We start from the raw sequence: 26,895 nt of genomic DNA, 5'->3' as shown, positions 1-26,895 counted from the left end.
ATTGCTCACCGTTTCTTCGTTGTGAAACTTTTGTTATGAACCTCTAATGCCTGCTTGCAGGCATTTAGTGAAATTGCGAAATGTTCTTTTATGAAGAAAAAACATCCCTGCCGTATTCGCAAAAGAGCAGACTTTTTGGCTGTCCGTACAGGAGAAAAGCGGCGTGGTCCTTTATTTTTGCTCGAAGTTAAATCTCGTGAACAAACAACAGAAAGAAAAGATTCTCTTGTTGCACGTGTAGGCTTCACTGTTACTCGTAAAAACGGTAATGCTGTGAAGCGTAATCGTATCAAAAGGCGCTTGCGTGAAGCCGTAAGAGTTGGTGTAACAAACCACATGGAAGCAGGAACAGACTATGTCATTGTAGCATATCGTGATGCGTTACATGCGCCTTTTACATCCTTAATTAGTGAATTAAATCGGCGAATAAAACCAAAAATAAAACATCAGCAACAACAACAAGGGTGTACGGATGGAATATAACCGCAATTTCTTTATCGCTATTGGCTTATCTTTCGTAGTGCTCATCGCATGGCAATTTCTTCATGTTGCTCCCAAACAAGCAAAGTTACAAAAACAACAAGTCATCACACAGCAATTGTCAAAACAACAATCAACCCTTTCTACTACCACGACGAATTTTTCTGACGATACCTCAACGCATCAAGCAACATCTATCATCGAACAGCCAATGACACCTGAAATCCGGAAAGCTGTATTGGCCAAAACAAAGCGTATTGCGATCAAAACCAATGAACTGGAAGGCTCTATTAATCTTGTTGGTGCACAATTTGATGATCTTCACCTCAAAAAATATCGTTTAACAGTCGATAAAAAATCACCGGAAATCGATTTGCTGAATCCTAAGGGTTTCAAAACGACCTACCTTGCTGAATTTGGTTTTGCAAGTGCATCTTTACCAGCAAAAGCTTTGCCACAATCGGATACACAATGGCAAATAGAGGGAAACAATACAATCCTGACTCCTTCAACACCCATCACTTTAATTTATAATAATGGACAAGGACAGATCTTCCGGCGTATTCTTTCTGTTGATGATCATTTCATGTTTACCATTGAAGATTCTATCAGCAATGAAAGTGATCAACCAATATATCTCTCGTCCTATGCCCGCGTTGCACGTGCAGCACCACCAGAACATACAAATGCAACCTATTTACTTCATGAAGGTATGATAGGTATTGCAGGAGATTCGCTCAAAACTGAAAAATATAAAACCTTAGCAGAGCTTGACCCGAATCCTGATAATGGGCAAAAGAGCATGACTTTCTCAAAAGTAACAGGAGGTTGGATTGGTATTACCGATAAATATTGGGCTGTAGCAGTTATTCCCCCGCAAAATAAAGAATATACAAGCCGTTTTATTTATTTTGATCGTTTGCAAACGCATTATCAGTCTGACTTGCTAGGATCGCTTTTAACGATTGCCCCAAATGAAACAAAAACTATTACAAATCGTCTTTTTGCTGGTGCAAAACAAGTTGAAATTATTAATAACTATCAAAATGACCTAAAAATCAAAAAATTTGCTCTTTTAATTGATTGGGGCTGGTTTGATTTCATTACCAAACCAATGTTTTCTCTCATTGATATTCTTTATAAACAAACAGGAAATTTTGGTATAGCCATCCTTCTTGTCACAGTGCTCTTAAAAACTCTTCTTTTTCCTCTAGCCAATAAATCTTACAAATCTATGGCACGCATGAAGCTTCTACAACCGCGGTTGCTAGAAATAAAAGAAAAATATCCCGATGATCGAACCAAGCAACAACAAGCAATAATAGAACTATATAAAACCGAAAAAATTAATCCCCTTGCAGGTTGTTGGCCAATGTTGGTTCAATTCCCAATATTCTTTGCTCTTTATAAAGTTCTCTATATAACCATTGAAATGCGCCATGCCCCTTTCTTTGGCTGGATTAAAGATTTAGCGGCACCTGATCCAACTTCTCTTTTTAACTTGTTTGGTCTCTTACCGTATACAACGCCAACATTTCTTATGATTGGTGCATGGCCTTTGATTATGGGAATAACGATGTTTTTACAAATGCGTATGAATCCCGCTCCTCAAGACCAAACCCAAGCGATGATATTCACATGGATGCCTGTTGTCTTTACTTTTATGCTCGCCTCTTTCCCTGTTGGTCTCGTCATCTATTGGGCATGGAACAATATATTATCAATCATTCAGCAAGGTATCATGATGAAGCGCCAAGGAGTGAAAATTGAGCTTTTTGATAATCTGAAAGCCATGTGGAGAAGATCACCCAAAAAAGAAGTGCATGAATGACAAGAAATTCTTCCCTTTCTGGAATTTTTTCTCGCAATTGGATTTTTATTCGTGGTGTACCAGCGATACGCTTTCTTCCCCCTGAAGGACCACCAGAAATTGCATTTGCAGGACGTTCCAATGTTGGAAAATCATCTTTAATAAACGCACTCGTCCAACAAAAAAGCTTAGCACGCACCTCAAATACACCAGGACGGACTCAAGAGCTTAATTATTTTGTCCCCGATGGCTTCAGTGGGCAGCTAGGGGATCTTCCCCCTCTAGCATTAGTAGATATGCCTGGTTATGGTTTCGCTGCTGCTCCTAAAAATCTGGTTGATGCGTGGACAAATTTGATTTTTAGCTATTTACGGGGGCGCACAACATTAAAACGTGTATATATTTTAATTGATTCACGGCACGGAATCAAAAATAATGATGAAGATGTTCTTGCTCTCCTTGATAAAGCAGCCGTTTCTTATCAAATTATTTTGACAAAAAGCGATAAAATCAAATCAAATGCCTTGGAAAAATTAATTATGAGCACACAAACAAAGCTTCTCAAACGTCCGGCAGCTTATCCTGAGCTTCTTGTAACCTCTTCAGAAAAAGCTCTCGGTTTAGAAGAATTACGTGCTGCCATTTTGCAAACCATCGCATAAAAGAACAATTGCCATTATTAACAATTTATTAATTATAATTGCTAGCAGCTGCTAATGATCTTGTACTTCTAGTCAAGCATCTTTATAAAAATGATTACTTGAAAGAATTCTCATCAACTCTATTTGATAGTGTAAATTATGCTGACACTTTTTCACTCTCCCCTATCCGCTGCCTCGCGCTTCATACGCCTCATTCTTGGGGAATATGGTGTAACCACTCAACTGATTGAAGAATATGAATGGGCAAGAAGACACGAATTTCTAGCCCTCAATCCCGCTGGTCATGTTCCTGTTTTTCTCGATGAACACGAGGTTCCATTATCAGGTCCTCTTGTTATCTGCGAATATTTAGACGAAACACATGGAAGTTTACGACAAGACAATAAGCTCTTTCCGGAAAATCCTTTAGATCGTGCGGAAGTACGCCGTCTCAATGACTGGTTCTTAAATAAATTCGAAAATGAAGCAACGCGCCATATCGTACGAGAACGAATCCATAAACGTGAAATGCCACTTGCCATTGGTGGTGGTGCTCCTAATTCACAAATTTTACGCAATGCACGTGCCAATATTTTACCACATATGAACTATCTCAACTGGCTCTGTGCCTCTCGCGATAGCTTAGTCGGTTCTGCCTTGTCCTATGCAGACCTAGCAGCAGCAGCCTCTATTTCTGTACTTGACTTTCTAGGGGAAATTGACTGGGAACAATCTCCTGCTGCCAAAGACTGGTATATGAGAATTAAATCACGCCCTTCTTTTCGTTCTCTTTTAACAGATCGCGTCCGCGGAATTGTTGCAAGTGCTCACTATGCAGATCTTGATTTCTAGCCTTCTCCCACAAACAAAAGTAAAAACGATATTTTATCTAAAGGATATTTATAGGCTTATGAATTTTTATGCATGCGTATAAACAATACGATAATACATTGATTTAGAATCATATTAAACAGAGAATAAGCCCCCCATAATATTTTCTTATTTTATCCCCCCTTATAATGCATGAAAAAATCACTTTCTTGACGTGTCACAAAAAAGATTAGCATAGGAATAATAAGAAAGGATTTTAAAGACTCTCTTTAAATATAAGAGCTGTAGCATCACTGGAAGCTAGGAAAATGAAATAACAATACTTAACGCATGTTATCCTCCATTCTCCCCAATATATGAAAAAACGCATTGCATAACATATACTCTTTGCTCTATAATAAACAAAGCCTCATCATGCGTTTTTACAACATAACAATTTTTTCAACTGACTTTCCTAAAAGATAAAGAATCCGACCAACTCTCGTGTATAAACAATCCAACTTCTTGTTGTCCCCTTATTTCTACACCTCTTTTACGTGATTTTATTAGCAGATAACATATTGATATAAAATGATTAAATAATCTTTTTTTTAACTTGAATCATCAATTCCAAATACCTTTTTCTCATTACCTTCATCAAATTTGAAACAATCAAAATCGCTTGCTTATGCGTCACACATGGAATTGGTTCGTGAAAAAATATTAAAGAAAAGAATGGAAATGCCTAAGTGCCAAGGATTGTTAAAACATTAAAGGCTAACAAAACGTACGGTAGTGCTAATTTTCTCTTTTATGAAGCATAAAGATAGTGGCGCAGAATAGATTTTATATTATTCATGGATACTCTCTCGTGATACCACTCACGAGCACTATCATAAAATAAGTTTAGAAGTATTGAGAAATATTTCTTTAAGACAAGCGCATGAATTGACAACATAAGTGTATTTGTTTGGGAGATCTTGTTTTGCATGAAGAACGCCCCTCCCCTTAAAGAACGAAAGAAACAAAAACGTGAAGTAATACACAATCTTCATTAGGTTTCATAAGCAAACCTTATTTAGGAATATTCATCACACACTCTAACGAAAAACATCTCTATTTAAATTTGTAGATCTTATATTACTTTCTCTAAACAACAGTGTTTTACAGCACAAGAAGATAAATTAAAACAGGAAAAATTTTTTCCTATAAAGAAAAAGAACTATTGGAAAGAAGGCAAGAATTTGCCTATACTGCACAGTGAAATGTCATAAGGAGATAAGAATGCGCCTTACAGTTGTTGGTGCAAATGGAAGAATGGGACGTGAACTCATTACAGCAATCCAACAAAGGAGAGATGTAGAGCTTTGTGCTGTTCTTGTACGCAAAGGCTCACCGTTTGTAGGAAAAGATGCCAGTGCCTTAATTGGTTCAGATTTTCTTGGAATTGGCATTACTGACGATCCTGAAAATGCCTTTTCTAACACAGAAGGTATTTTAGATTTTTCTCAACCAGAAGCCAGTATTCTTTATGCTAACTACGCTGCTCAAAAAAGTCTTGTCCATATTATTGGCACCACAGGATTTAGCAAAACAGAAGAAGAAAAAATTGCAGATTTTGCGAAATATACAACAATTGTCAAATCCGGAAATATGAGCCTTGGAATAAATCTTTTGGCCAACCTTGTAAAGAAAGCCGCTAAAGCATTAGGCGCCGATGATTTTGATATCGAAGTTTATGAAATGCATCACGCGAACAAAGTTGACGCCCCTTCTGGAACAGCCCTTCTTCTTGGCCAAGCAGCAGCTGAAGGGCGCAATGTTATGCTTAAAAATGTGCGTGTCAACGAACGCAATGGTCATATAGGTAAACGCGAAAAAGGCTCCATTGGCTTTTCTTGTTCACGTGGTGGAACAGTTGTTGGAGAACACAGTGTCATTTTTGCCGGTTCCCATGAGCGCATTATTCTTTCACATACAGCGCAAGAACGCTCTATCTTTGCCAATGGCGCATTAAAAGCAGCTTTGTGGGCAAAAAATCATGAAAACGGTCTTTATTCCATGCTCGATGTTTTGGGATTGAACGATGAATTTTAAACAATCAATAGAATAGAGGCAATTCATAATGGAACGCATACTTGTACTAATTCGTCATGGACAAAGTGAATGGAATCTCAAAAACCTTTTTACCGGTTGGAAAGATCCCGATTTAACAGAAAAAGGTCATGCAGAAGCGATAGCAGCAGGAAAAAAACTGAAAGAATATGGTTTGAAGTTTGATATCGCTTATACATCTGCCTTACAGCGTGCTCAAAAAACGGCTCAGTACATTTTAGAGCAAATGGGACAATCAGATTTAGAAGTGATAAAAAATCCCGCATTAAATGAACGTAATTATGGTGATCTTTCTGGTTTAAATAAAGATGAAGTACGCCAACAATGGGGGCAAGAGCAAGTGCAAATGTGGCGCCGCTCTTATACGATTGCGCCTCCGAATGGAGAAAGCCTACGCGACACCGGTGCGCGCATCTGGCCTTATTATCTTTACCATATCCAGCCTCATATTTTGCGCTCCCAAACTGTTTTGATCGCAGCGCATGGAAACTCTCTTCGTGCTCTTATTATGGCGCTTGAAGGTCTCTCCGGTGAGGAAATTATATCTCAAGAATTAGCGACCGGCATTCCTATTATTTATACATTTAATCCGGATTCAACAATTTTATCAAAGACAGTCCTCACACCTTAAACTTCTAAAATCATGATCTCCCAAAAAATTTAATTCAATCGTTTTAAGCAAAAAAATAAATTCTATAATTTCATTGACAGAATTGCTTCATACGCTTAGATCAATTTTATGAGCCCAGATGGCGGAATTGGTAGACGCGCAGGTTTCAGGTACCTGTGCCGCAAGGCGTGGAGGTTCGAGTCCTCTTTTGGGCACCATTTTAATCTTTAATGTATTGAAATACATAGATTTTTTTCTTTAAATAACCATTTTAAGACCACCTTTTGAACCGCCTTCTACGGTTTATACAACTTTACCTAATTTACTCCTATTTTCTCCTTATTTTTCTTTGGAGTGACGGTTAAGATCTCTTTCTTTCTCCACCTCACTGCTCTACCTAGCTTATATAGTTCTGGAAATACCCCTTTGAAATACCCAATTACAAATCGTGGTTGTGGATACACTAAAAAGCTTTGCACATTCACGGGTTGTTACATATCTATCTCCATCATCAAATATCATCTCATTACCTTTCTCTTTTTTATGTTATACAAATGGGCGAGGGTGTTGGGGGAAGACCCCCCATAGGTTTAAGCAGCTTTTGTCAAAATCTTTTGCATCTCTTGTTCTATTTCCGCTAAGAAGGTTTCAACAGTTTTATTAATCTCTTCAATGTGTTTCTCATCACGGAGAATGCGTTTGATTTTCATTCTCAAACCAGTAGATTTACTTACAAAGTTTGGATTATAGCTAATGAAATCACACCATTTGCATCCTATGCATGCCATTTGGAATTGCATCTGCGCGTGATATTCAGGCTTGATTTCGTCATACACAAAAAACGAAGATGGGTCGTTGATTGTGGACATTTGACTTCAATTAAACCGTCTTCTCCAATAAGCCCCTTTTGTAAAGGTGAATCGTGATGGAGAAATCGTAGAATAGCCAGCAAGCGCAGCTGTTACAAATATCATTGCTAAAACTGATTTTACACATGGCTTTTGGCATTCTCCTTAAAACAAAGTAATCAATGGCATTGTTGGAACTGCGCGTCCAATTGATTTTTCCATTGATGATAGATCAAGCCGCGCCAACCTTCTCAATGAACAAACCATCACAACAATTATCCGCGAAAACGGTTATCGTCTTTGGGGCAATTGCACTCTTTCAAGTGATACAAAATTTGCTTTCTTATCGGTGGTGAGAACCGACGATATGATCAATGACGCCATTTTGCGTGAGCATCTATAGGCTGTCGACCGCAATATCAAAAAAAACTACATGAGTGACGTGAGTGAAAGCGTCATCCATATGGATAAAGAGGATACATGATAGGTTATAAACCAGATGTAGAGCCCCTCATTAAAAAGGTTGCTTAAGTACCTCCCTTCCCCCATCTTTAAAAGTGGGAAGCAGATCAAGCTGCTTCTTCTAAAGCCGCTTGTTCCTTACAATTATTTTGGATAGACGTTAAGCTAATCTGCAAATTTAAAGCACTCAAAACACTGCGAAAAGTAGAAAGTCGTGGGTCACCCTTGTCGCTTAAAGAACGATAAAGAAACTCTCTTGATAACCCTGTATTTTGAGCGATTTTACTCATTCCTTGATTTTTCACTATTATGCCAAGAGCATGCGCAAGATACTTGCTATCCTTGCTTTCAAGAGCATCTTGTAAAAGAATTTTCTGAGTCTCAGGCGTTTTGAAATATTCCCTTGTATCAAACTTGGTGATTTCCATTTTTTATTTCCTTTACTAATTGAAGAGCTTTTTCAATATCTTTTTGCTGAGTAGATTTATCGCCGCCATTAAGTAACAAAATAATCTCTTTTCCTTGTTTGAAAAAATAAACACGATAGCCTAGTCCGCGATTTATTTTTAATTCTCCAATTCCACGAAAGAATTTTGCGTTACCAAGAAATCCTGTTTCTATTCTTGCAATCCATGTAACAACATGTGCTTGCGCAATCTCATCTTTTAAATAATCTAGCAATTTCATAAAGTATTTTGTTTTGTACACTGTAAATAGTTGTGTCTTATCAGATACAGAATAAATACTGTCAAATACATTATTTTGTTCCAGTGAAAAAGCTACATAGGTTTTAACAAGCCATCCTTTCGAATGAGAAAGATGTCAATTTTTTAACCCAGCTCTGCTTTTTGCGAAGCTTTTTTTATGAAGAAGCATATGCGAAAATATCATCAGAAGGACTTGCACTCATTAAACAATGGGAAGATTTGCGTTTGAACGCCTATAAAGATGCCATTGGGGTGTGGACAATAGGTTATAGACATACAAACAGTGCCGGAGGCAATTTCTCGTAAAGAAATACCCCCCTTGCCCGACGCAAATTTTCTTTTGTTTTTGATGAATTGGGTCAATTCCTTGATCCCAAAAGTCATAACAAGCTGAAGCCTTGAACCGTGCTTCTTTTAAAGATACATTGCTACAAAAGCCTAACCCCGTTTCTCGTCGTCTTTTATTGAGGTCAAACCTAAAAATCCATCATCCTTGATCTGATGCAATTTTTATAAGCCATAAACCAGCTCTGTCAGCATATTTGCCTTTAGATAGATTTTTTACAGATAAGACTAATAGTCTATCACATGTTCTTATTTTTCGAACCACCTTTTAAAAGCCACCTTTTGAATCGCGCTTGGAGCACTTTCATCTGATACCAAGATTATATAAAAAGAAAATTTAATAAATAAAATAAAAACAATTAGTTATTAAATAGAAAAAAGATAAACCGCACTATCAGGTGATATTGTAGAGAATTCTAAGGGAAAAAATTGGTGCATAAATGTGCACACCATCCGCATCACTCTATGTGAATTTTCTTTATCTTCTAATTGTTTAGATAGAAAAATGATCTTTAAGTTTACTTTTTTAACGCTATAATGATATTATCATGCGATAACGTAATAATGCAAAAAACGAATCATTCCTTCTTTGCAAATAAATATTTCAACTATACCTTGTGAACCAAAGAATTTTCATTCTTAACAATTAAGAATTTAAATAATTCTTTCTTATCTCCTCATCATCACTCAAAATCAAAGACCCTTTCTTCACCATAAAATAGCATTTACAATGCATAACATTAAAAAATAAAGGCCCTATCAAAGAGATAGGACCTCTTAAATTTAAGCTCCTTTATCCTACACAACTAGAATTTGTAAGCTATTCCTGCGCGAAAATCATTCGTCTTATACTTAACTTCAATCTCGTCTTTAAATTTCTTTTTACCAAAATCTGAGTAACGATATTCCGCACGCACAACAAGATGATCTGTCATTGCAAAATCAACACCACCACCGAGAGTATAACCAATCATCGTTTTTGTTGCATCCGATGTCCTATTAAAGGGCTCACCTCCCGTAATTACTGTCGACAAAATATCTTGAAACTGTCCATAAGCAATACCACCAGCAATATAAGGCATCACACGCCCCGCAGAAAACCCAACACGCACCCGTGTAGCACCTGTCCATTTTTGTTTTAACGTATGATTAAAAGTTAAACTGTCTTTATCCTCTGCAACAGAGCGAGACAATCCTCTACCCTGTCTACTGACAAGTTTTGCCCTTTTTCGACTTTTTCCTTCAGTACCCGCTCCTTCAGTACCCGCTCCTTCAGTACCCGCTCCTTCAGTACCCGCTCCTTCAGTACCCGATCCTTCAGTACCCGCTCCTTCAGTACCCGCTCCTTCAGTACCCGATCCTTCAGTACCCGATCCACCAGTGCCAGGGCCACCAACACTCGATTCATCAGCCTGAAATCTTGTTTTTGTATCCTTTTTTTCCGTTAAAAGAATATCCGTATCAATCCCCACAATAAAATTATTACCGAGATCAAAATTAACACCCGCATAAAAACCACCCATAAATCCAGAAAGCTCAGGCATATACTGTTTCTCGACGGGTATCCATGGTTTACTTTTACTCTCTTCATCAGGATAGAGAGGAATATTAACATCACGCGTTATCGCAGAAGTCTTACTTGAAAAGCCACCCACTTGCCCCCCGAAATAAATACCTGCCCAAGAAAAAGGTGAAGAAGCAACAACTTCTGAGGCAACATGTACTGGCTCTTCATGAGCCACCACATCTGCAGCCTGTACTATAGAAGGTGAAATTAAAGAAAAAACAGATGCTGTTATAAATTTTGTATTCATAAAATTATACCCCATTGCTAAATTTAAATATAATCAAAAATCACATTTAGAAAAACAAAGTTTTATAAATTCTTATGCTGCAAAATCGCATGTACTCCTTTATAGTTACATTTAAATCTATCACTAGATTAATATATCTTTACATCAAAATTTAATATTATCAAATAAATTTTAAAATATTAGAATAATGAATACTCCAAATAATAAATATTTAATAAAAATACTTATTATATTTTTTAAATGATGAAATATAAAACATTGTGTATCAAAACAAACGCAAAAAAATCACAAAATAGTATATTTTACACCTTTTTTCGTGAGAAAAATTCTAAAAGTGATGTAACTATTTTTTAAAAAATCGATATTCATTAAAAATATTATAAATACCTCAATATTCTTATATCCAAAACGCATACTGTAGATTCTACATAGTATTAAAAAATACACCCATTTTATACTAAAATCATACCTTTTTTCTACCATTTTCTAAAGGATGAGATTATTAATACGACAATATCATTATCCTTCTAAATCTTGTCTCCAAATAAAAATTCTCAATCATTTTATTTAAAAATTGCTCTTCCCCGACTGATTTCTATATTATCATCTGCCTTTATTGCAAAACGGTCTTTATTAGGAAAAGTTATAAAACATCCCTTCATACAAATTGTAATTGTTTGATGAGTATTTAAAGAAACTTTTGAAGGTATACTTCCCTCGATAACAACGAGAGATTGTACCTTTAAATCTGTATTCTTCACTGTTGCGGCAAAAGCTGTTATGGTAAAAATATTCAACAGAATAACTGTAATCAAAGCATAAATATATTTCAGCATTCTAAGATTCCTTCCTCAGCAAAACGCTTATATAAGACAAATCGAAGAGCATTGGTTACATGAGAAGGTGAGGTAATATTAGGCACATAAATAGCTAAATTAAAGGAAAAACTCTTATGATCAAATGCTGTAAAACTCACCTGCGGGGTAGGATTTTTTAAAACGCCTTCTGTCGCAAAAGCAATCTCCAACAAAATTTCAGCAACATGCTCTGGAGCAACTTTAGATGATACAGTAACTGGTATATCAATTCGTCCTACTTTATTACGTCTAGTCCAATTACTAACGTTGTTATTAATAAGGCTTGAATTGGGAATGATAATCGTCTTACGCTGAATGGTCTCAAGTTCCGTTGCACGCACACTAATACGCTTAACAACACCACCTACTGATCCAGATTCTATATAGTCTCCTATTTTAAATGGTCTTCCAACTAAAATAATAAGTCCAGAGACAAAGTTTTGGACAATATTCTGTAAACCAAAACCTATACCAAGTGAAAGTCCTCCAGCAATAAGAGCGAAATTTCTAAGATCCAAACCTGCCATTGACAATCCCGTCAAAGCAGACACAACAACGCCTCCATAACTTATCACTGTTTTGATAGAATTACGTATACCAGAATCGAATTCTCCATGAACCAACACCACACTATCTAACCAACCAATAAATCGGCGAATAAGAAACCAGCAAACACAAAAAGAAATAATTCCTGTTATAATAGAAATCAAAGAAAGAGTAATATTTCCAATCTGAAAACCAGTAACCAATTGCCACAATACTGCTTTCAAATCAGAATAGGAAAATCCAAACTGTACAGCAATTGGCATTGCACAAAATACAACAACAAATAAATTGAGAAAAACGCTCACAAAAACTCCCAATTGATTCATCGTTTTTTCTTCTAAATGAAACCTCTGCATCAAAAGATGACCAACCGTTGTTTTCATAAATTGGCCTTTAGTTCCAAGTGCTTGAGCGCTTTGTATTCCTAAATACATGAGAACTAAAAATGCTCCACCAATCATAATTTGCTGCATAATAAAACGTGCAAGACCAACATAACCTAAAAGATTCAACACAAAGAGCAGTAACCCCAAGCCAATAAGAGGAATGCGTATATAAAATGGCCAAAAGTATGGTTCTTTTTTTTCTCCTTGAAAACGCTTACGTCTAAATCGCAAAGGTACAAATGATATTATAAACAGCAATATCGCTACAAGAAAAACAGCAATAAAACTTTTAGCAATTGTCAAAGATAGAGGCGCTGAAATGATTTGATAAATACTATCAAGAACAGCATCAAATGCCAACACACCCGCTAAAGAAGTGAGTAAAATCACTAATTGATAAGCAGACGATGGTGCAATACTGAGAAGACGCGCATGGGGCATATTCGAAGATAAAAGAACAATTGCTAAGCGATTGATTAAAAATACTAAAATAATCTGACAACCTATCATATCAAAAACTGTTGTAAGCTTACCTAGATCTAAGTTAAAACTACGAAACAAAAACAACACAAGATAAACGCAAAGAGTACATATAAGCGAAGGTAAGAGAACTGAAATAAAGGCGATCAATAAGCGTTGTAAATAAGATATTTCCTCATTAGACTTCCTAAAGTGGCAATACACATGAACAAGAACTTTTCGAGAAAAATACGAAAGACCCAAAGTGATAAAAAGTGGAATTAAAAAGGAAAGAAATAGTTGTAACAACTTGAAATAAAATACAAAATTCCACCAATAATTTAACAACAAAAGAAAATCTGATGAAGCCTCTTTTGTTTTTTGGGCGAGCTGTTTAACCATCGGAATCGAAAACTCAAGCCTATACGTAAGCGTGCGTTTAAAAAGCTCCCGAGATTGAGAAATAGAAAGTTCAGCTATTCTATTTGCCGCTAAGAAAATTTCTTCAAAACGAAGCATGATACTGTTAATTTTAGCTTTTTGCTCTATCAAGTAAGAATACTCTTTCACTGAGCTTTTCAGTTTTTTTACGTCACGATGGATCTCCGTTAATTGATCAAGAAGTGTATTAATCTCATTAAGAGGAAGACGCAAAACAAATGCTGCCTCAATAGCACGTTCACTGATATCTTGTGCACGTAACCGCAATTCTTCTAAAGAACGCTCATCTTCTGACTTTCTGTCAAAATCTCTTTTTAAAGTTTCACTATTTTCTTCAAGAGTCTCAATAATCAACTGTTGTTGTTGAATAATTTCATCAACTGAATAAGAATCTATTGTTTGTTCGACAATTGTATTTTGTGCCCCCCTATTCCCCCATGCACCAGAATTAAATACAAAGATAATCCCCAAAAGAAGGAAAAGTATGTGGATGTTTTCTCTACAAAATGAATACATATCGACCTTATGCGCACAAAAAGGATTTTATCCCCCCCCTCCTTAATATGGTATAAAGCAGATATTTTCAACTTTTGTAGAATAATCTTATAAAAGCTTTCCCTTATCCTATAATACTGATAATAAGAGAAAAGGATAATAAATAAGCTGAACTCAATAAGATTAAAGAAGGCACTCTAGCATGTGTTTTTTGCACCTCTATTGCAAAAAAGAAGATTTTCTTCCTTTGACAACTTGGATTTTTCTATCCAGTTTAGGTGTATTCTTGACGAGCAACCTAGGAACGCGTGCTTATTTAATCAAACAATCACACACCAATAATATCATTAAAACGAATAGATTTGATTTACACAATAAATGTAATCAGTTGAATGTTACCACAACTGAAAACAAAAAACTTGTAACACTCCATACAGAATCTATTTTTACGAGAACCTTTCAAAAAATCCTAACATTGGATTTCTTTTTAATAAAGATTCCAGCTATTGATACACGATTTCGTAGCGTTAAAACGCAATATTTCTCAAATAAACGCGCTCCTCCTAATGAACACACTTAAATTCTCTTCCTTGAATTATAAAACGATCATCTTATTTTACTTGTGCTTTTAACTTTGAATAACTGTTAGATTGCCTATTAGCGGAATATATCATGCGTACACCTGGTTGGTTAACTACCCTTTATTGTTTTATTCTTTTAAGCAGCATTTATGTTGCCTTGCCCAATTTATTTTCATACGAACAAGTTAAAAACTCGAAATTCTTACCCGACACCCGTGTAGCACTTGGTCTTGACCTTCAAGGAGGCTCTTCTCTCCTGCTCGAGGTTGATAGCAAAACGTTAAAACGCGATCAGTTACACATAGTTTTAGGCAGTGTACGCAATGTATTGCGTGAAAAACAAATCCGCACCTCAAGTGTGCGTATCGTTGAAGATAGCATTATTGCCCTTATTTCTGATCCATCGCAAACTGAAAAAGCACTCTCTGCTTTGAAAACATTAATAACCCCCATACACAGTAGCTTTGGTACAACAGAACATAACATCAAGATCAGTGCTCAAAATGAAACTCTCCGCGTCACATTAACGGAAGCTGGTATAAAAGACCGTGTAAGCAATGCTATTGAACAAAGCTTAGAAATCATCCGTCGCCGTATAGATCAAGTTGGTGTTTCAGAACCAGCCATCCAAAAGGTCGGAAATGATCGTATTATGGTCCAATTGCCCGGACTACAAGATCCAAAACAACTACGTGATCTTTTAGGAACAACCGCTAAGATGAGTTTTCATCTTGTTCCTTCTAATGTGGACCCCAATAATCCCCCTATAGGTGTTTCTATTCTTCCTGGATATACTGATGCAACACAACACTATGCAATTTATGATCAAATCGCTTTAGATGGAAATGTCCTGAAAGATGCCCGTGCAGGTTTTGACCCCCAAATACCAGGGCGTTCCATTATTTCATTTACTCTAGATTCCGCTGGTGCAAAAATATTTGCCGATATAACACGACAAAATATTAACCGTCCTTTTGCCATTGTTCTGGATAATAAGGTTTTAACCGCTCCTACCATCAATAGTGTCATTCCCAATGGACAAGGTCAAATTACAGGAAACTTTGACCCCAAAGAAGCCTCAACTCTGGCTGCTCTGCTTCGTGCTGGTTCCCTCCCCGCACCACTCACGGTCATTGAAGAGAGAACCGTAGGTCCAAATCTTGGTGCTGATGCCATCCAAATGGGACTTTACACCGGCATAATTGGCTTTATTCTTGTTGCAATTTTTATTTTTCTTCTCTACCGCATTTGGGGATTAATTGCCAATATAGCACTAGCTCTGCACACGATTTTAACATTTGCTGCACTGAGTCTTTTGGGAGCTACGCTTACGCTACCTGGTATTGCTGGTATTATTTTAGGCATCGGTATTGCCGTTGATGCTAATATTCTCATCAATGAACGTATCCGTGAAGAAAGTCGAAAAGGTGTGAGTGCTTTTGCAGCCCTAGATCGTGGATTTAAACACGCTTTTGCAACCATTGTTGATGCAAATGTTACGGCAATTATAGCGACTGTCTTACTATTTTGGTTTGGTACCGGTCCCGTTCGTGGTTTTGCCGTAACAATGTTGCTTGGTATTATCATCTCCATGTTTACAAATATCACCATTGTACGCATCATCATGATTTGGATCGTTCGTAAATGGAAAATTAAAAAATTGCATATTCACTCTGCTTTCAACATCATGCCAGAAAACACAACTTTCCACTTTATGAAAGCACGTTTCATTGGTATTGGCGTCTCAATTGTTTTATCAATGGCTTCAGTCTTTCTCTTTTTTAAGCCTGGATTGAACTTCGGAATTGATTTCATTGGCGGAAGCCAAATGAGTATTACCACGAAAGCACCAGCAGATCTAGCAACTCTGCGTTCCAAGCTTTCTACTCTTAATATTGGTGAAGTTACCTTGCAAAATATTGATAACGAAAACACCGTATTAATTCGCATGCAGAAACAAAGCGGTAGCGAAGCACAACAAACCATCGCCATTGATAAGGTCAAAACAGCTGTACAAAATATCTATCCCGATACCACATTCGATCAAATAGAAGTTGTTGGTCCCAAAATTTCAGGCGAGCTTGCCACAGCTGCTTTTACTGCTGTTATCCTTGCGGCTATTGCCATGTCTCTCTATATATGGTTACGCTTCGAATGGTTCTTTGCTATTGGAGCAATTATCACTCTCATTCTAGACACCACAAAAATGATTGGCTTTTTTGCTTTATTTCAATTTGATTTTAATTTAACGGCTATCGCTGCACTCTTAACAATTGTTGGATATTCTATAAATGATAAAGTTGTCGTCTATGATAGGATGCGCGAAAATATGCGTCTTTATAAAAAAATGCCGTTGCGCGAGCTGATTGATCTGTCAATTAATCAGGTTCTTGTACGTTGTTTTTTTACATCAGCCACAACAATTCTTGCTATGCTCCCCATGGCGATATGGGGTGGAAGTGCTGTTCATAATTTTGCATTGCCCATGGTCTTTGGGATTATTATTGCAACATCATCCTCTATCTTTATTGCTGCTCCTATTTTACTCCTGCTAGGAAATTGGTGGCGTGAGCGAAATAATCGTGCAAATACCAAAGTGAAATAAAAATGCCCTTTAATACGTATGATACATTTCGCTTCTCTTCTCATAGAAATATAGTCATTTTCATTCATTCGCTTTTTGATCAAGAATAGTAAATAATCCATGCTCCACGACACACCACTTATCACAACTATTGTTGCAGGTTTATGTTTAGCATTTCTCTTGGGAATGATTGCTAGCCGTTTGCGTATTTCACCACTTGTAGGCTATTTGTTAGCCGGTGTTATTGTGGGACCCAATACAGGCGGATTTAAAATAGATTCCGTCATCATTAATCAACTTGCTGAAATTGGTATTATTTTGCTGATGTTTGGTGTTGGGCTCCACTTTTCATTAAAAGATCTTTTATCTGTCAAAGCTATTGCTGTCCCCGCTGCTATTGCACAAATGGCATTTTCTACTTTTCTAGGTTTGTGCCTTGGTTTGATTATGGGCTGGGGCTTCGGTGGTAGTTTGATCTTCGGCCTTGCTTTATCCATAGCAAGTACTGTTATCCTTCTACGTGCTTTGCAAGAGCGTCATCTTATTGAAACAGAAAAAGGACGCATTGCCGTTGGATGGTTGATTATTGAGGATTTAGCAATGGTCCTTATACTTGTCCTCATCCCTTCCTTGGCAAGTGCCCTCAGCAACACCAAAAAAGAAGCGTTGGATCCTCTTGTTCAATGGTTGGATTTAAGTATTTGGGGTATTTTTGGTCTCACCATCCTGAAAGTGATTGTATTTATTGCACTTATGCTCGTCATTGGGCGACGCGTTATCCCATGGCTTTTAAAAATGAGCGCACAATCGGGATCACGTGAATTATTTCGTCTTAGCGTCTTTGCTATTGCATTAGGAGTGGCTTTCGGAGCCGCTCATTTATTTGGTGTTTCTCTTTCTCTTGGTGCTTTTTTTGCTGGTATGGTCATGAGCGAATCAGAATTAAGCCACCGTGCCGCGGAAGAATCTTTACCACTGCGCGATGCTTTTTCTGTTCTCTTTTTTGTTTCTGTAGGCATGTTATTTGACCCAGAGAAACTCTTAACTCATTTTTTTCCTCTCTTAGCAACCTTATTCATTATCGTAATCGGAAAATCTGCTGTTGCCTTTTTCATCGTTAAGGCTTTTCGCTATTCTAATGCAACAGCTTTGACTATTTCTGCAAGCCTTGCCCAAATCGGAGAATTTTCCTTTATCCTTGCTGGTTTAAGTTTAAGCTTAGGACTTTTAAACAATGACGCTCATGATTTAATTCTTGGAGGAGCAATTTTTTCTATTTTGCTCAATCCTCTTGTTTTCATTGCCTGTAATAAAATTAAAAAACGTCTAGAAAAAAATTCTGCATCTTCACAAAATACCCAAACAATTATTGATATTGATCCACAAGATCCTGACCAAGATTTTTTGCCGATGACCTTAAAAAATAACCATATCGTAATTATTGGCTATGGTCGTATTGGTAAGTGTGTTGCATTATCTTTAATAAATAGAGGTAAACCTATAGTGATCGTAGAAGAATCAAAACGCCTCTCTGATAAAGCGATTGCAGATGGCTTTGAGGCTATTTGCGGCAATATCATTCAACAAGAAATAATGAACGCAGCAAATATAAGTAATGCAGATAAAGTTGTTATTACAATGCTAAGCACCATTGAAGTAGGAGAATGTATCGTTAATATAAGGAATATGAAGAAAGATATCCAGATAATCACACATGCATTATCCGACATAGAAACAACATATCTCATTGATTTAGGTGCTGATGTTGTAGTAACGGATAATGAAGAAATTGCCAATGGCATCATAGAGTATATAATGGAACGAAGATCTGTACAGAATATGCTCAATCATGAAAATTTACAGAAAACATAAAATGGATAAAGAATCGTGAAAATAAAGCAGTTTATATGGCCATTGATTGGTATCTTAGCAATGCTGATATCTATTCGGATTCTTTATATGAAACTCTCTGCCATTTCATTTGGGGATGTATTGGAGCGCTTGAGCGATTTAAATGCACAGCACTGGTTATTAGCCTGCTTATGTTCTCTCCTAGCTTATGCTGCTCTTGCTGGATATGATCGAATTGCCTTGCAACATCTAGGCCATAAAATTTCTTGGGTTTTTATCGCTATATGTTCATTTACAACCTACGCTCTTTCACACAATATCGGTGCTTCAGTTTTTTCTGGTGCCGTTGTGCGCTATCGTGCCTATAAAATGAAAGGATTAAACGGAACAGAAATCGCAATATTAGTAGGTTTCTGCTCTTTTACTTTTGTAATCGGCACAGTCTTACTTTTGGGAATCGTTTTGGTGCTACAACCCGAAATTATCACCCTCATTCATAAAGAACTTCCTGAATGGCTAGGAACAACGGTTGGAGCAATTTTACTCAGCTGTATAGCACTTTATACGTTTGGCAGCTGGCTTCAGTTAAAACCCTTACGCTTGGGTAAGAAAATTCAACTTTCCTATCCACGGCTAAAAATTGTTATTCAACAGCTTCTCATTAGCCCTTTAGAGCTTTTAGGAGCAGCAGGAATTATATATGCTGTTCTCCCACACAACGCAGATATTCATTTTATCTCTGTTCTTGGTGTTTTCCTAGCATCTTTTACGATAACTCTTCTCTCCAATGCTCCAGCAGGAGGAGTAGGAGTTCTTGAAGCTCTCTTCATAACAGGCATGCCCAATATAAATCCAACCGATGTTATTGCAGCACTTATTGTCTTTAGAATGTTTTATTTGATTATACCGCTTATCATTTCATTATTTGTGGTCGCCATTTTTGAAGCGCATCAATACTGGAAAAGAGCCCCCAAAACACCTCCTGAATAAATAAAAGGCTATCAACTACTTCTTTTTTGTGTGCCTATAAAGGATTATCATCCATGCTAATCGATTGTATATGTAAATTAATACAATCATTATTTTTATTTATCTTTTTTACATTGAAACTTGAAGGTCCCCTTTTATAAGAATCTTACTTTACGAAAAATATAGAAATATTTATCTATTTTCCTTCAAAAAAACTCCCATAAACTTGAATATTAAAAGTACTATTTTATTATGTAATCGATTTTTATGTTGGATAAAGCACATCATTGCAAAAAACAAATACTCAAATTTAAAAACCTCTATCTGAAAATAACTTCATTTTATTATTTAAAAAAGAAAAATTATATAAATCAAGAATACTTAAAGAACCCTTTTAATAAAAGAATTTTTCCTAAACGATCATATAAAAATACAAGGAAAAACTTTACAAAATTTTCATCTCTCAAAAATATAGGAATAATGTGTATACATATTGTGTCACGCTTTTGTTTGTCACGTTCTTTAATAGAATCAAGCCTCTCAAAGAAAAAACACCATCGTGTTGCCAATTTACATACCTTTTTTAAGAAACCTCTCTCAGTGCTCTTCCCCATTACACAATAACACCCGTAAATGGATAATAGTAAAGCCATTGTTGCACCATCATCTTTATACTTAATAAAAGAGCAAGCCTGCACCATTATACTATTTTTCCAATGTTGTGATAACTTTTAACGCTTAAGAACTTTAATAAGAATCATTTTTATGCTTTTCTTTAATAGTCTTTATCCACACGTTAATCCCATTTATAATGCACAAATAAATGAGTTTAATTAATTCATTAAAATAAATGAGTTTAATTAATTCATTATAAGAGAGATTAAAACAAAAGAAGTTTATGGCAGTAAAGTTTTCTCAAACAAAGAATAATTAATTATTATAAATCAATATATTATAATGATTCTGAGCAGCTTTCTTAATGTTTATATTTTTAACGGTTAAGCTAACGGAAAGACAGTATAACGTAACCGCACGGTTTAATATTCTAAAACTTAAAGCCCTATTAAAGCTTATTTTCTGTCGTTTAGCAGGTATTAGTTTTAAACCATTAAACTGATCTAATTTTATTCCTGTTATGTCCAGCTAACTACTTTGTTTTATCTTGATTCACCCTCTTGGAATACTGATGATTATTACAGAGATCTTTTGTTTAAGTGGGAGAGTTATCAAAAAATATCCACGCTGCTGACACAACTAAAGTGTAAAGTTTCTTCTATCTTTAAACAATATGCTAAAAATCCAAAAAAATTTAGTCAATTTATATTAAAAGAAGTGAAAACTGTTGATTTTTATACCCCTTTAAATAGCACAATTGTCGGTAAGAAACTTCTCCTTACCAATTGCGATTTAAAAAAACAATACGCATTAAAAGATCTTTAAATGTCCTTTGAAATTCTTTAAGCCCCTAAAAGTACAACACCCGATGACTAAGCTATATCGACAATCTTCACTTTTAAACAAATGCATATAGGGAAATCCTACTCCCCAATTTTATTTAGCAACTCGTACCTTAAAAAAATTTACGCAATCAATAAGTTGTTTACGGTATAAAATCGAATGGTGGGTGATGAGGGGATCGAACCCACGACCCGCTGATTAAGAGTCAGCTGCTCTACCGACTGAGCTAATCACCCATAAGCTTCTCAAAAGATGAGAATGAGCGTTTCTATAACGCTCCTAAGGATGGATGTCCAGATATTTTGTTGTTTGTTATATAGACTCATTGTCTGTAAGATTAAAAATATGATATTCACCACTTGATCTTATATAAAAATAAACCCATTATAAGGAACTTTCTAAATAAATGTTCTGATTGTTATACAGAACCTATAGTTGGAGGATTATCGAGTATAATGCCCGAGCAAAATTTAGAGGAACCTTCTTGTGGTTGTAAGCGGGATGGGGCATCATTTTGTTTTATCAATAATCACATGCATTCAAGCAATATTTTGCTGTTTTTTTCGTTGAATATAAGTTTTTTTACATTCAATGTTCATGATCCAATATACGAATAAAAGCCTATGAATTTTTTTTGTCAATCGCGCGCTTTTAAGCTTCTAAAAGGTAAGGAATGATGGAATGGATCACTGATCCCCATGCGTGGTTTGGTTTGATCACGCTGGTTTTTCTCGAAATTGTTTTAGGAATAGATAACCTTATCTTTATTGCAATTTTAGCTGAAAAATTGCCACTGCATTTGCGTGACCGTGCACGCTTTCTAGGTCTTACTTTAGCATTAATTATGCGGCTTTTCCTTCTTACAGTTATTGGATGGGTTATGAGACTCGATAGGGTAATTCTTTCACTTTCATCTTTTGTATTTAGTTGGCATAGCTTTATTTTAATCGGTGGTGGAGCCTTTTTGCTAGCAAAGGGAACGTTAGAATTACATGAAAGGTTAGAAGGGGTATCACATGAAAGAAAAACAGGCGTTGCTTATGCTGTTTTTTGGCAAGTAATTGTTCAAATCGTGGTGCTGGATGCCGTTTTTTCACTAGACAGTATTATTACCGCAACAGGTATGATTGCAAAAGAGCAGGCAACAGTTATGTATATCGCAGTCATAGCTGCTATGGGAGTAATGATGTGCGGATCTGGTGTTCTTATGCGTTTTATTAATCGTCATCCCACTATTGTAATCCTCTGTCTTGGTTTTTTGATGATGATTGGTTTTACTCTCATTGTTGAAGGATTTGGTTTTCATATTCCAAAAGGGTATTTGTATGCTGCTATTGGTTTTTCTGTTCTCATCGAAGCTTTTAATCAAATTGGACGTCGTAACCGTGAAAAAATGATTAAAACGAATGATCTACGCAGTAGAACAGCTGATGCTGTTTTGAGGCTCTTAGGAGGAGGAAGTAAAGATAGTCACCTTGCTGAGACTGTAGATGTTATTGCGGAACAGGCCGCAGCTTCTGAGTTGTTTAGACCAGAAGAAAAGGAGATGATTCGTGGTGTTCTCGATTTAGCTGATCGCCCTGTTCGCTCTATCATGTCGCCGCGTAATGAGATTGAGTGGTTAGATTTAAATGCTGATGAAAATGAAATGCGTGAAGAATTACAAAAGGTTAAACATAGCCGCTTAATTCTTGCGCGTGAAAAAGTAGATGAATTTGTTGGCGTTGCATTGACAAAAGATCTTCTTTTGAATTTGGCTGAGGGGAAAAAGATTAATTGGAAAAAAGCTATGCGAGAACCCCTCGTTGTTCATGAAAATACAAGTGTTTTACGATTGATGGAGCAATTACGTCATTCTTCGATTCAGCTTGCAATTATTGTTGATGAGCATGGATCTTTTGAAGGAATTGCAACACCAACTGATATTCTTGAAGCTATTGCAGGAGACTTTCCTGATGACGATGAAGCTCTCATGATCGCAGAACGACTTGAAAATGGCAGTCTTCTTGTTGAGGGATATGCTGATATCCGCCGTTTAAGTGGTTATCTTGGACGTAACCTTGTGGATGAAGCAGATCGTTATACGACTCTGGCAGGCTTTATGCTTTGGCAGTTTGGTCATTTACCAAATGAGGGAGAAAGTTTTGAAACTGATGGTTTACACTTTAAAGTGATTGAAATGGAACGCCGAAACATATCTAAAATCCTTATTTCTCCAATTGTCTTACCAGAAAAAAGCTAATTCTTTTTATAAGCAAGATGAATAAAAAGATTTTTTTATGATTAAAAATTGAAAAGAATAAGAAGTTGATGACTTAATTGCATTTCACTATTTCTATATTTTTTAAGCGTAAAGTAATGAACATACAAAGGTTATGTTATCAATAAACTTTCCATTATAAAAATTTCCATTGATGATTTACGAAAAGCTGTAAGAGAGAAAATGATGCAAAATTATTTGTCAATGGTCATTAATCTCAAAAATAATGAATATATACAACATATTGATTTATAATAATTATTTATTACAATATTACCTTCACATCAAGAACCCCTCTTTCAAACATCAGATTTCCGCCAATAGATAGAATTCCGCCATTGTTGGGTTCACTCAATTGATGATGGCAGCGTTAAACTAGACTCTGCCTCCTATAATCTTTTGAGATCTTTTTGATATTTCTTATCTTTTGTTTCGATAAAATTAGCTATTTTTTCCTTCCAAGAATAAAGCTCCACCTCTCTGGAAAGCTCTTATTAAGAACTTTGTTTTTCTTCCAGATGGCTCATATTTTTTGCTACTTTTGCAATTAAAGTGTAGCTGAGTTGCTTAGATTTCACTACTTCTTTGGCTAAAGCCAATGCACGTTCAAGATGAGTCTTTTGGGTATTTTCATCAAAGCCTAAATGATTCCCTGCACTAAAACTTTGATAATAAGATTGTAAGGTTGCAACATCACCCAATAAAGCCAGTGCACCAATATGAAGTAAGCTATAACCTGCATCATCTATCTTGATAACCTTATGTGCCTCAACTTCACTCTTTTGCCAAGGTAGTGCTCCATATCTGGAATAAAAGCATTTATGAAGATCAATTTTTTCCATCGCCCATTTCAAGACATAATCAAGCTCTAATTCCAACCAATCCGCACATATTTCTTCTTCACAAACTCTCAACCACTTTTTATCAAAATCAAGTTTTAGATCTTGTAAGTGCTGAGAATTGATAGGAATCAATTACCATGCAGGCAGCAGCTAAAATACCAGTACTAATCGAAAATCCAACATCAAATTGCGGATAACTTTTGATAATTGCGTCATTATAAAGAACTTGTACTTCACGATCTGGTAGTTGATAACGTGCTGAGTAATTATATACCTCTTTAATTTCCTCAACAGACCAATCAAGATTTTTGAAGAGCGCTGTTGCACTCTCTATGGTTAAAAAATTCTTTACTCTACCTCAAAAGAGGTTGTATCCATATCAAAAGTCAAAAGCGAATCAGCTTTCTGCAAATAAAATTGATAACGCCGTATAAGAGAAGAATCTTATCAATAAGGTCTTTGGTGATTTCTTTTGCAACGTCTAAACGAGATGGAATCTTATCATAAAAAACAAACAACTAAGTCAATAGTTTGTGTGAAATTATTTTATATGAATTCCATTTAGAATTCACACTTTATACGTGATTCAATTGACCATTTTTTATAAACAATTGCCATGTATGAATAGACTATAAAAAGCAAATTATGATGCAAGTGTTATAAGGCATGTAAACATTCAAATGAAGTAAAAAGCAGCTATCATTCATAACAGTTCATAAATTTTATGATACGTTTTTATCACACACAAATCGCATTGTTAAAAACGTAATCGTTTGGAATTATCGATAACATAAATTGCATACGCTTAAAGAATAGTATGGGTTTTACTTTTTTTTGAGCGAAACCTTAAAAGAAATAATCATTTGAAGCTATCATAAGATAGATTTTAATTCATTAAGAACACATAAAAGGATTTAAAGACAAGTCGATTTTAAAGCGGGGCTTACTAAAAAAGTTAGTAAATGACAAGCTGGCATTATATAGATAGTATCATCACAACAGATAATAAAATTGATAATGTTATGTCTTATGAAATCAAAAGTCTTTTAATGATATAACGCAAGCAAACAAGCAAAAAACGTTTTAAAAGAGGCATTTTGATAATGTGCTTTGTTTCAAATGCCCCCTCAAAAATGAAGGCGTTATTCTTAATACGTTTTATAACCATAAACAAAGTGTTTATAGGTTCTGTAATTCAAATGAGTGATTAAAAATCATACCTGTCATTTATGTTCCTTTTGATAAGTTTTAATCAATAAAATAGAGCGCTTGCAATATGATACGTTTTGTATATATGCATCCATTATTGATTTCTTTTGTATGATCTGTAGCACCTCTATTTAAAAGCCGCGTCATATCACTTGGCACGGCTTTCCTTTTTAAATTCTCTCTTTTATGATGCGTTTATAACCATCAAAAAGGCGCTCTCCACGCATGTCATTTATTCTTTTTATCAATCTTGATAACGTTATCGCTTTCATAAACCTCACAATTTATGGGAACCGAATATAAATCGCTATGTCTTTTTATTCTTGCATTGCCATATACATTACCTCTAATCACGAAATAACCAGAGATCTTGGCATTGCCATAAACCTTGGCATACTAACAACAGCATGATCATAAACTTCGGCATTGCTATGAATAGTGCAATCATTACTATAGCTGCACAAGATAGCATGTGAGGAGCAAGAGATATATTCCCAATTTTGCCAAACGTAAAGAACATACTCCCCCACCATAATTAGCGCTAGCTATATAAGAAAGTTGATTAAAGGTAAACAATCCCTTATCCAATATAACTGGCAATATTGGTGTATAGAGAAATTTCCCGATACCCATTCTCAAAACCATAATAACCATACCGAATACAGCGTTTTGAAATAATTCAAATCTTGACGATTATTTTTATCCCTATTATTATTCCTTTAACTGGTGATATTCCTCATCCGCGTTCCATTTCACCATAACAGCCTTTAGCTCCCAAATAGAATAAAAGCAAATTTAGCTATCTATTTTAATGCTCAAAACAATATATTTAGCTATCTACTATCAATATCGCCAGATCAATTATACAATAACATATTGAATTAAATGTATTTTTATGTTATATATGTTTATAGTTAAATTGAAAGCATATTTAGATAATCTTGCTTTTTTATCTCGATATTCAAAATGACTAATCGAAAAATTATATACGCAGCCGTAAATTTTACTTCTCTTAAAATCATTTGCTTATTCGCTATAAAACTTAATAAACAAATCAAATGACCATTTTCATAAAAGAGGAAATTGGCTTCTTTTTAGGTAATATTGTTATTTAGGATGATATGAAGTTGAAGAATTTGGTGCACCCGACAGAATTCGAATCTGTGACCTCTGCCTTCGGAGGGCAGCGCTCTATCCAGCTGAGCTACGGGTGCTTCAAACTGATTATTAAAATCAGTTATGGTCTTTTAACCAATCATACTCTTAGCTTCAATGCTAAATTATCATTTTAATAAAAAATTACTTGTTTGTAACT

General features: G+C 35.7%; 18 protein-coding genes, 3 tRNA genes and 5 pseudogenes. 14 read left to right on the top strand and 12 right to left on the bottom strand.

The window, feature by feature from the left end:
* Positions 1 to 90 precede the first annotated feature (90 nt).
* From rnpA to ACFIJ9_RS06810, 7 genes are all read left to right on the top strand, one after another.
* Positions 91 to 483: a ribonuclease P protein component gene (gene rnpA / locus ACFIJ9_RS06840; RefSeq protein WP_015856278.1), complete on the top strand. Its 393-nt coding sequence runs from the start codon at positions 91 to 93 to the stop codon at positions 481 to 483.
* Positions 473 to 2,311, top strand: coding sequence for a membrane protein insertase YidC (gene yidC / locus ACFIJ9_RS06835; RefSeq protein ID WP_375636320.1), 1,839 nt, complete (start codon positions 473 to 475; stop codon positions 2,309 to 2,311). Before rnpA ends, yidC begins: the two co-directional genes overlap by 11 nt.
* Positions 2,308 to 2,952 (top strand): ribosome biogenesis GTP-binding protein YihA/YsxC, encoded by a 645-nt coding sequence (yihA, locus tag ACFIJ9_RS06830; RefSeq protein WP_375636319.1) that lies wholly within the window; start codon positions 2,308 to 2,310, stop codon positions 2,950 to 2,952. The genes yidC and yihA overlap by 4 nt, the downstream gene beginning before the upstream one ends.
* Positions 2,953 to 3,090: 138 nt before the next feature.
* The gene (locus ACFIJ9_RS06825) at positions 3,091 to 3,783 is read left to right on the top strand and encodes a glutathione S-transferase family protein (protein WP_208439566.1); all 693 of its coding nucleotides are present in this window, start codon (positions 3,091 to 3,093) and stop codon (positions 3,781 to 3,783) included.
* 1,242 nt (positions 3,784 to 5,025) lie between these two features.
* Positions 5,026 to 5,838, top strand: coding sequence for a 4-hydroxy-tetrahydrodipicolinate reductase (gene dapB, locus ACFIJ9_RS06820; protein ID WP_375636318.1), 813 nt, complete (start codon positions 5,026 to 5,028; stop codon positions 5,836 to 5,838).
* A 28-nt stretch (positions 5,839 to 5,866) separates the two neighbouring features.
* Complete coding sequence (locus ACFIJ9_RS06815; RefSeq protein WP_375636317.1) at positions 5,867 to 6,487, top strand: 2,3-bisphosphoglycerate-dependent phosphoglycerate mutase; 621 nt, start codon at positions 5,867 to 5,869, stop codon at positions 6,485 to 6,487.
* Between the two features lie 112 nt (positions 6,488 to 6,599).
* Positions 6,600 to 6,684 (top strand) — tRNA-Leu (locus tag ACFIJ9_RS06810).
* Between the two features lie 99 nt (positions 6,685 to 6,783).
* Here ACFIJ9_RS06810 and ACFIJ9_RS06805 read toward each other — a convergent pair.
* A pseudogene (locus ACFIJ9_RS06805) lies at positions 6,784 to 6,988 on the bottom strand (helix-turn-helix transcriptional regulator).
* Between the two features lie 68 nt (positions 6,989 to 7,056).
* Positions 7,057 to 7,370 (bottom strand): annotated as a pseudogene (locus ACFIJ9_RS06800) (YqaJ viral recombinase family protein); the annotation flags it as partial.
* On the opposite strand from ACFIJ9_RS06800, the pseudogene ACFIJ9_RS06795 reads away from it, so the two are divergent.
* Positions 7,370 to 7,714, top strand: a pseudogene (locus ACFIJ9_RS06795) (phage tail sheath subtilisin-like domain-containing protein); the annotation flags it as partial. The pseudogenes ACFIJ9_RS06800 and ACFIJ9_RS06795 sit on opposite strands and share 1 nt — an antisense overlap.
* 169 nt (positions 7,715 to 7,883) lie before the next feature.
* Here ACFIJ9_RS06795 and ACFIJ9_RS06790 read toward each other — a convergent pair.
* Entirely contained in the window at positions 7,884 to 8,204 is a 321-nt protein-coding gene (locus ACFIJ9_RS06790; protein ID WP_375636315.1) for an addiction module antidote protein, read from the bottom strand.
* On the bottom strand, positions 8,185 to 8,520 hold the full coding sequence (locus ACFIJ9_RS06785) for a type II toxin-antitoxin system RelE/ParE family toxin (protein WP_372440016.1): 336 nt from the start codon (positions 8,518 to 8,520) through the stop codon (positions 8,185 to 8,187). The genes ACFIJ9_RS06790 and ACFIJ9_RS06785 overlap by 20 nt, the downstream gene beginning before the upstream one ends.
* A gap of 104 nt (positions 8,521 to 8,624) precedes the next feature.
* Between ACFIJ9_RS06785 and ACFIJ9_RS06780 the strand changes: the two are divergent.
* Positions 8,625 to 8,783: pseudogene (locus ACFIJ9_RS06780) on the top strand (glycoside hydrolase family protein); the annotation flags it as partial.
* 94 nt (positions 8,784 to 8,877) lie between these two features.
* Here ACFIJ9_RS06780 and ACFIJ9_RS06775 read toward each other — a convergent pair.
* The 4 genes and pseudogenes from ACFIJ9_RS06775 to ACFIJ9_RS06760 form a co-directional block, all read right to left on the bottom strand.
* A pseudogene (locus ACFIJ9_RS06775) lies at positions 8,878 to 8,967 on the bottom strand (DUF4102 domain-containing protein); the annotation flags it as partial.
* Between the two features lie 667 nt (positions 8,968 to 9,634).
* Positions 9,635 to 10,642, bottom strand: a complete 1,008-nt coding sequence (locus tag ACFIJ9_RS06770) for an outer membrane protein (RefSeq protein ID WP_375636313.1) — start codon at positions 10,640 to 10,642, stop codon at positions 9,635 to 9,637.
* 563 nt (positions 10,643 to 11,205) lie between these two features.
* A complete protein-coding gene (locus tag ACFIJ9_RS06765) occupies positions 11,206 to 11,478 on the bottom strand; it encodes a hypothetical protein (RefSeq protein ID WP_375636312.1) in 273 nt (90 codons plus the stop codon).
* Positions 11,472 to 13,847, bottom strand: a complete 2,376-nt coding sequence (locus ACFIJ9_RS06760; protein WP_375636310.1) for a mechanosensitive ion channel domain-containing protein — start codon at positions 13,845 to 13,847, stop codon at positions 11,472 to 11,474. The genes ACFIJ9_RS06765 and ACFIJ9_RS06760 overlap by 7 nt, the downstream gene beginning before the upstream one ends.
* Positions 13,848 to 14,028: 181 nt before the next feature.
* Here ACFIJ9_RS06760 and ACFIJ9_RS06755 point away from each other — a divergent pair, with 181 nt between their 5' ends.
* The 4 genes from ACFIJ9_RS06755 (at position 14,029) to ACFIJ9_RS06740 (ending at position 19,832) form a co-directional block, all read left to right on the top strand.
* On the top strand, positions 14,029 to 14,406 hold the full coding sequence (locus ACFIJ9_RS06755) for a hypothetical protein (protein WP_375629096.1): 378 nt from the start codon (positions 14,029 to 14,031) through the stop codon (positions 14,404 to 14,406).
* 92 nt (positions 14,407 to 14,498) lie between these two features.
* Positions 14,499 to 17,012: a protein translocase subunit SecD gene (gene secD, locus ACFIJ9_RS06750; RefSeq protein WP_375636308.1), complete on the top strand. Its 2,514-nt coding sequence runs from the start codon at positions 14,499 to 14,501 to the stop codon at positions 17,010 to 17,012.
* Positions 17,013 to 17,111: 99 nt separating this feature from the next.
* On the top strand, positions 17,112 to 18,863 hold the full coding sequence (gene ybaL, locus ACFIJ9_RS06745) for a YbaL family putative K(+) efflux transporter (RefSeq protein ID WP_375636306.1): 1,752 nt from the start codon (positions 17,112 to 17,114) through the stop codon (positions 18,861 to 18,863).
* Positions 18,864 to 18,878: 15 nt separating this feature from the next.
* Positions 18,879 to 19,832, top strand: a complete 954-nt coding sequence (locus tag ACFIJ9_RS06740; protein WP_375636305.1) for a YbhN family protein — start codon at positions 18,879 to 18,881, stop codon at positions 19,830 to 19,832.
* 1,597 nt (positions 19,833 to 21,429) lie between these two features.
* Here the strand turns inward: ACFIJ9_RS06740 and ACFIJ9_RS06735 are convergent.
* A tRNA-Lys gene (locus ACFIJ9_RS06735) sits at positions 21,430 to 21,505 on the bottom strand.
* Between the two features lie 437 nt (positions 21,506 to 21,942).
* Here ACFIJ9_RS06735 and ACFIJ9_RS06730 point away from each other — a divergent pair.
* On the top strand, positions 21,943 to 23,511 hold the full coding sequence (locus ACFIJ9_RS06730) for a TerC family protein (protein ID WP_034451627.1): 1,569 nt from the start codon (positions 21,943 to 21,945) through the stop codon (positions 23,509 to 23,511).
* A 512-nt stretch (positions 23,512 to 24,023) separates the two neighbouring features.
* Here ACFIJ9_RS06730 and ACFIJ9_RS06725 read toward each other — a convergent pair.
* The 3 genes from ACFIJ9_RS06725 to ACFIJ9_RS06715 form a co-directional block, all read right to left on the bottom strand.
* Positions 24,024 to 24,503, bottom strand: coding sequence for a DUF6990 domain-containing protein (locus ACFIJ9_RS06725; RefSeq protein ID WP_375636303.1), 480 nt, complete (start codon positions 24,501 to 24,503; stop codon positions 24,024 to 24,026).
* Positions 24,504 to 26,030: 1,527 nt separating this feature from the next.
* Positions 26,031 to 26,213, bottom strand: coding sequence for a YbfB/YjiJ family MFS transporter (locus ACFIJ9_RS06720; RefSeq protein WP_375636341.1), 183 nt, complete (start codon positions 26,211 to 26,213; stop codon positions 26,031 to 26,033).
* Positions 26,214 to 26,717: 504 nt separating this feature from the next.
* A tRNA-Arg gene (locus ACFIJ9_RS06715) sits at positions 26,718 to 26,794 on the bottom strand.
* Between the last annotated feature and the right edge of the window lie 101 nt (positions 26,795 to 26,895).

Source organism: Bartonella sp. MR90HLJMH (assembly GCF_042194115.1).
Taxonomy (GTDB): domain Bacteria; phylum Pseudomonadota; class Alphaproteobacteria; order Rhizobiales; family Rhizobiaceae; genus Bartonella; species Bartonella grahamii.
This window is presented reverse-complemented; position numbering and strand designations above follow the sequence as displayed.

Coding starts and splice junctions, on each gene's coding strand:
- yidC (WP_375636320.1), top strand. CDS start 473: ATGGAATATAACCGCAATTTCTTTATCGCTATTGGCTTATCTTTCGTA.
- ACFIJ9_RS06825 (WP_208439566.1), top strand. CDS start 3,091: ATGCTGACACTTTTTCACTCTCCCCTATCCGCTGCCTCGCGCTTCATA.
- ybaL (WP_375636306.1), top strand. CDS start 17,112: ATGCTCCACGACACACCACTTATCACAACTATTGTTGCAGGTTTATGT.
- ACFIJ9_RS06770 (WP_375636313.1), bottom strand. CDS start 10,642: ATGAATACAAAATTTATAACAGCATCTGTTTTTTCTTTAATTTCACCT.
- secD (WP_375636308.1), top strand. CDS start 14,499: ATGCGTACACCTGGTTGGTTAACTACCCTTTATTGTTTTATTCTTTTA.
- ACFIJ9_RS06720 (WP_375636341.1), bottom strand. CDS start 26,213: ATGGGTATCGGGAAATTTCTCTATACACCAATATTGCCAGTTATATTG.
- ACFIJ9_RS06790 (WP_375636315.1), bottom strand. CDS start 8,204: ATGGAAATCACCAAGTTTGATACAAGGGAATATTTCAAAACGCCTGAG.
- ACFIJ9_RS06815 (WP_375636317.1), top strand. CDS start 5,867: ATGGAACGCATACTTGTACTAATTCGTCATGGACAAAGTGAATGGAAT.
- rnpA (WP_015856278.1), top strand. CDS start 91: ATGAAGAAAAAACATCCCTGCCGTATTCGCAAAAGAGCAGACTTTTTG.
- ACFIJ9_RS06730 (WP_034451627.1), top strand. CDS start 21,943: ATGATGGAATGGATCACTGATCCCCATGCGTGGTTTGGTTTGATCACG.
- ACFIJ9_RS06760 (WP_375636310.1), bottom strand. CDS start 13,847: ATGTATTCATTTTGTAGAGAAAACATCCACATACTTTTCCTTCTTTTG.
- dapB (WP_375636318.1), top strand. CDS start 5,026: ATGCGCCTTACAGTTGTTGGTGCAAATGGAAGAATGGGACGTGAACTC.
- ACFIJ9_RS06765 (WP_375636312.1), bottom strand. CDS start 11,478: ATGCTGAAATATATTTATGCTTTGATTACAGTTATTCTGTTGAATATT.
- ACFIJ9_RS06755 (WP_375629096.1), top strand. CDS start 14,029: ATGTGTTTTTTGCACCTCTATTGCAAAAAAGAAGATTTTCTTCCTTTG.
- yihA (WP_375636319.1), top strand. CDS start 2,308: ATGACAAGAAATTCTTCCCTTTCTGGAATTTTTTCTCGCAATTGGATT.